The following is a 4,444-nucleotide window of genomic DNA, read 5'->3' as shown; positions in this document are numbered from 1 at the left end:
AGGAGACGGGACGTAGCTCAGACATACCACGCTTGGCTAGTAACGTATGGCTGCCGAACTATTGGTAGGAGCTCTCGATCTGCCCCTGAAGCGTCCCACTCACAGCAGCGGTCGTATCACCCATGTCGGCATCGGCATGACAGCGGACGCCCTGTGCTATCAAAGATATTGCGATTTTTAAGATGTCTGCTTGGCTCCCCGCGCGTCTTACCATCGGCAAGGCCGTGTGTCCAAAGTCGGTGCCAAGTATCGCCATATCGACGAGCTATAAACTTTGCGACGTCTGGTTAATAGATCGTATTAGAGAAAGTGCGTGCGGCAGTTGGCATGGGTCTCTGTATCCTCGCGGTGACCACCGGCCTTCTCGCTGTGACAGCTGTGTGGATGGTGCAGGGAGGGGTCTGGCGCTCTGGCTTCGCCAGCTCTGATAATAATCCTAAAGGCTTTTCGCACCCTCGGCCCAAAGCGCGTTTGTGCGGCTAGCACTGACGGCCTCCTAGCCTCTGTCTACGGACCACTGGTCGTGGGCGCAAAAACTGTGGCTGCGCGGTACCGGAAGGGCGCGCGCGGTGGTTCCAGCGGAAACTGGCTTTGGTCCTTATCGTCAAGCAGTTAGCGGTGCGTTATCAGGCCCTAGAGAGTACAGAGGTAAGGAACGGCCAGCTTGCCTGAACGGCCAGCTTTGCTGCTATCAATCTGTGTATCGTCGTAGGCCTGTCGATTAGTAGCACCTTTAGTTGGCCCATCTCGACTTTCCCACTGTGGGCCGCCGCGGTTCCTTAAACTCCCATGTTCTTTTGGCTGACGGCGCGGGCCTTATCTGCCGCGCTGATCCCTTCGGCCTTCCTGCACAGGCCGGCCCTTCGTCTCAGCCCCGGTACCACCCGACGTTTTCGTGGGTCTGATGCTGGTCCGGCGAGACATGCCTCACCTCAGCTCATTGTAAAAAAGACGGGTCACGTCGTGCTTGCCCACAGGGTGGTAGCAGGTTCCTATCGTGTCGGGCGCCTAGCGATGCAGCCGCTGACGCGGTTGGCGTTCGGGATAACACTATTCTGCGCCAGCATCCTGCTGATCCGGTTCATTCAGCTCAAAATGACGCCATTCCATCTCTGCCCCTGCAGGCAAGAGTGCTTGAGCCCGGTACGCCTTGACCGTGACCGCGGTGATGCAGCTTGGGATGACGGGTCTTCCGTCGTCGCTGACCGGGGCAAGTGCGAACTCCATCCAGCCGCAACAGCGGGTCAGCGTGGCTGCCTTGATCGCGCGGCGCCTCGCCGTCTGTGGATGCGCATTCCAGACGATAACCGGGGGCTCACCGCAGCCTCGACGATGATCTGGCCTCAGATCGGCCCCCGTCGAGGCCACGACGCGCCGCGGCACTCCTTGGAACCTGACTAATCGCACGGTAATGATGTCTTTTGGTTTGCACGGCGCGGCTGACAGGCGCAGCGCCGCGGGATTTCCATAGCCGTACCCTGACGCGCCCTTGCTAGGGTCATAGAACCGTGGGCTGCAGTCTCAGGCGCAGTTCACTCGCTGCGACCTATACAGCGCACTCTCTTAGGGCATGTTCGAGCCGATCACCGGCTTTCTTCTTGATTGTCCAACGCCCGCCTTGGCCGATGCTGCAGTCCTCTAATAAGCAGTGCGGCGGCTGCGCCGAGATTGCCATCTTCTGGTCGTTTTGAATGCAGCCCGCTGCAGTGGAACGGTGACGTGATACCTTCAACCATCTCGTCCATGGTGACAAAGGAACTAATCCGATCAACGCGCGGTGCTCCAACTGTGCGGTCGTCGCAGCTAAGTTGGTCACGCCGCCTCAAAACAGAGACTGAATAGCGTCAAAACCGATGCTGACGGACAAACTCATATTCCTTCGATGGCCGGTTGCTTGATCGCTGTGCGGCACAAATTGCTACCATAAGACCTGAATCTGGTATTCTCAGCATTGAACGCGCAAAGGTGTCCCATCACAGAGGGGTCGACCTGTCGACTTTCCTGCAGCTTCGTATCATCTGGTGCTGCCGCTGACGCATTTCGGTCAGATCGCGGCTAAGAACCACGAAAACGGGATGCGCAACCCCTTTACCCATATGCGCAAGGATCTGGGCGTGGCCTTCTGGAACACCGTGTCGGACGGCAATCCGCGCGTGGCAGGGCCGCTGAGGCGCAGCGACTGTTCGCTGATCTCGGACGGGGTGCCTGTGCTGGTGCTGGCCGATGCCGAAACCGCGATGACCATGCGCCGCGCCATCGCCTTTCGCGCCCGGACGCAGGCCAACGACCCGCTGGCCCTGTCGCGCTGCGACATGCCGGAGATGTGCGCCGCCCGGTCGGCATGGACGCAGGCGCTGGACCGCGCGGGCGTCACGCTGGACGACCTGTCGCTGGTCGAGACGCATGACTGCTTCACCATCGCCGAGATGTTGGAATATGAGGCGATGGGGCTGGCCGAACCCGGCGAGGGCCACCGCGTGATCCGCGACGGTGTCACCGCCCGCGACGGCCGCCTGCCGGTGAACCTGTCGGGCGGGCTGAAATCCAAGGGGCATCCCATCGGCGCGACCGGCGTGTCCCAGCACGTCATGGTCGCGATGCAGCTGCCGGGCGCGACCATCGCGGGGGTCTTCAACATGGGAGGGGCTGCGGTGACGAACTATGTCTCGATCTTGGAGCGGGTACGATGACCCCCGTTTCCGACCGGGTGATGAACCTGGGACATTTCCGGATCCAGAACGCCCGCCGCCTGCCTGACGCTCCTGCCCTGATCCACGGCGATCACGTCACCACTTGGGCTAGGATGCAGGCCCGCGTGGGCGCGCTGGCCCATGCGCTGACCCAGGATTATGACATCACCAAGGGCGACCGGGTGTTGGTGCAATCAGCCAACTGCCTGTAGATGCTGGAGACGATGTTCGCCTGCTGGCGCATCGGCGCGGTCTGGGTGCCCGCCAACTTTCGCCTGTCTCCCGATGATCTGGCCTATCTGGCGCAGTCATCGGGTGCAAAGGCCATGTTCTGCGGCGCGCAATTCCCCGACCACGCGGCGGCCTGCGCGGTCCACATTCCGGCGATCATCCCCATCGGCGTATCGCCCCTGGGCCCCGACCACGACGCGCTGATTGCGCGCCACATGAGCCGGATGCCGCCCGAGGCCGCGATGGCCCGCGACGATCCGGCCTAGTTCTTCTACACGTCGGGAACGACGGGGCATCCCAAGGCTGCTGTGCTTACCCACGGCCAGATGGCCTTCGTCGTTACTAACCACCTGTGCGACCTGCTGCCCGGCACCACGGAACAGGACGCGTCGCTGGTGGTGGCGCCGCTGTCCCACGGTGCCGGCATACACGCCCTGACCCGGATCGCCCGCGGTGTGCCGACTGACGGTCGTGTGGCCTTTTACAGCGACACCCGCATCCTTGGTCCAGGCGCCCGCATCATCAGCGCGGGCCTGCATCTGGGCCAGGGGGGTGACATCCACGCACATGCGCTCTGGACCGATGCTGCGAGCGTCCTGCACATGGGGCATCTGCGCCCCGAGGCCACGCACCTGTCCCGCGACGCCTGTATCACGGGATGGCAGTTGGACGGCGCCATCTTCCGCCGCCTGCCGGACGCCGAGACGGGCTTTGCCCTGTTCCGCCCCGTTCCGACGCGCCGACGGCTGCCCGGTGGCCTGCCCGCGCGCCTTGTGCGCCTGCGTCCGAATCTGGACCTCGTTCCCATGATCGCCGCGATGATGCAGACCCGTACACCGGTCCAAAACCTTGGCAGCCTTGTCGGCACCCAGTTCGCCACAGGCGCACCCCTGCCCGGCCCGGCGACAGAGATCCTCATCCTGGGTCAAGACCGCACATCACTGCACGTCGCGTCGGTCGGTCGGAGCGGCACTGTTCGCCAAGGCGTGCTGTCACGACAAAACATGATCTGCATCACCGCGGAACTGCTGCTGATCGACGCGCACCAGTCCCTAAATCACCCCACCCTGTGTATGCGCACGCGCGAAGCCAGAACTACCCAAGGCGGGACTGCAATGTCCGTCGGGAATGGGATGTCGTCGTTGCGGATACGTCCGCCAGAGTTCTGCTGATTGGTCGGCACATCGTTGATTTTACTCAATCATAAGCTGCATCAATCATGTTTATTACACGGTTTTTGTTGGTCCAATTTACTCGCGTTGCTTGTATTTCTGAAGATATTCTCGACCGAAGCCTGCCTAAAAGCATAGTCTGTAAAATTTTAAGGAACTTTCCGGAGATTTGCCCCTTGTGCCGCACTTGAGAGATGTTGGCACTATCAGGAAGTTGTCACGATGCGAGCTGTTCGCGTTCCGCAGGTTACCCCTCCCCTTCGTAAATCCATGTCTGTCCTGCGGGACCCGACATTCAGGTTTCGGTCTGATGCATCTTCCAACCAAGCCTCCCCTGTGGGTGGCATGGCC

The 4,444-nt window shown here is 61.4% G+C and carries 3 pseudogenes; all 3 read left to right on the top strand.

What is annotated here, in order from left to right:
* Positions 1–2,048: 2,048 nt before the first annotated feature.
* Positions 2,049–2,690, top strand: a pseudogene (locus TW83_RS10420) (thiolase domain-containing protein); the annotation flags it as partial.
* A pseudogene (locus TW83_RS22335) lies at positions 2,687–3,187 on the top strand (AMP-binding protein). The pseudogenes TW83_RS10420 and TW83_RS22335, both read left to right, overlap by 4 nt.
* A gap of 15 nt (positions 3,188–3,202) precedes the next feature.
* A pseudogene (locus TW83_RS21985) lies at positions 3,203–4,093 on the top strand (hypothetical protein); the annotation flags it as partial.
* Between the last annotated feature and the right edge of the window lie 351 nt (positions 4,094–4,444).

Source organism: Paracoccus sp. S4493 (assembly GCF_000967735.1).
In the GTDB taxonomy this organism is placed as follows: domain Bacteria; phylum Pseudomonadota; class Alphaproteobacteria; order Rhodobacterales; family Rhodobacteraceae; genus Paracoccus; species Paracoccus marcusii.
This window is presented reverse-complemented; position numbering and strand designations above follow the sequence as displayed.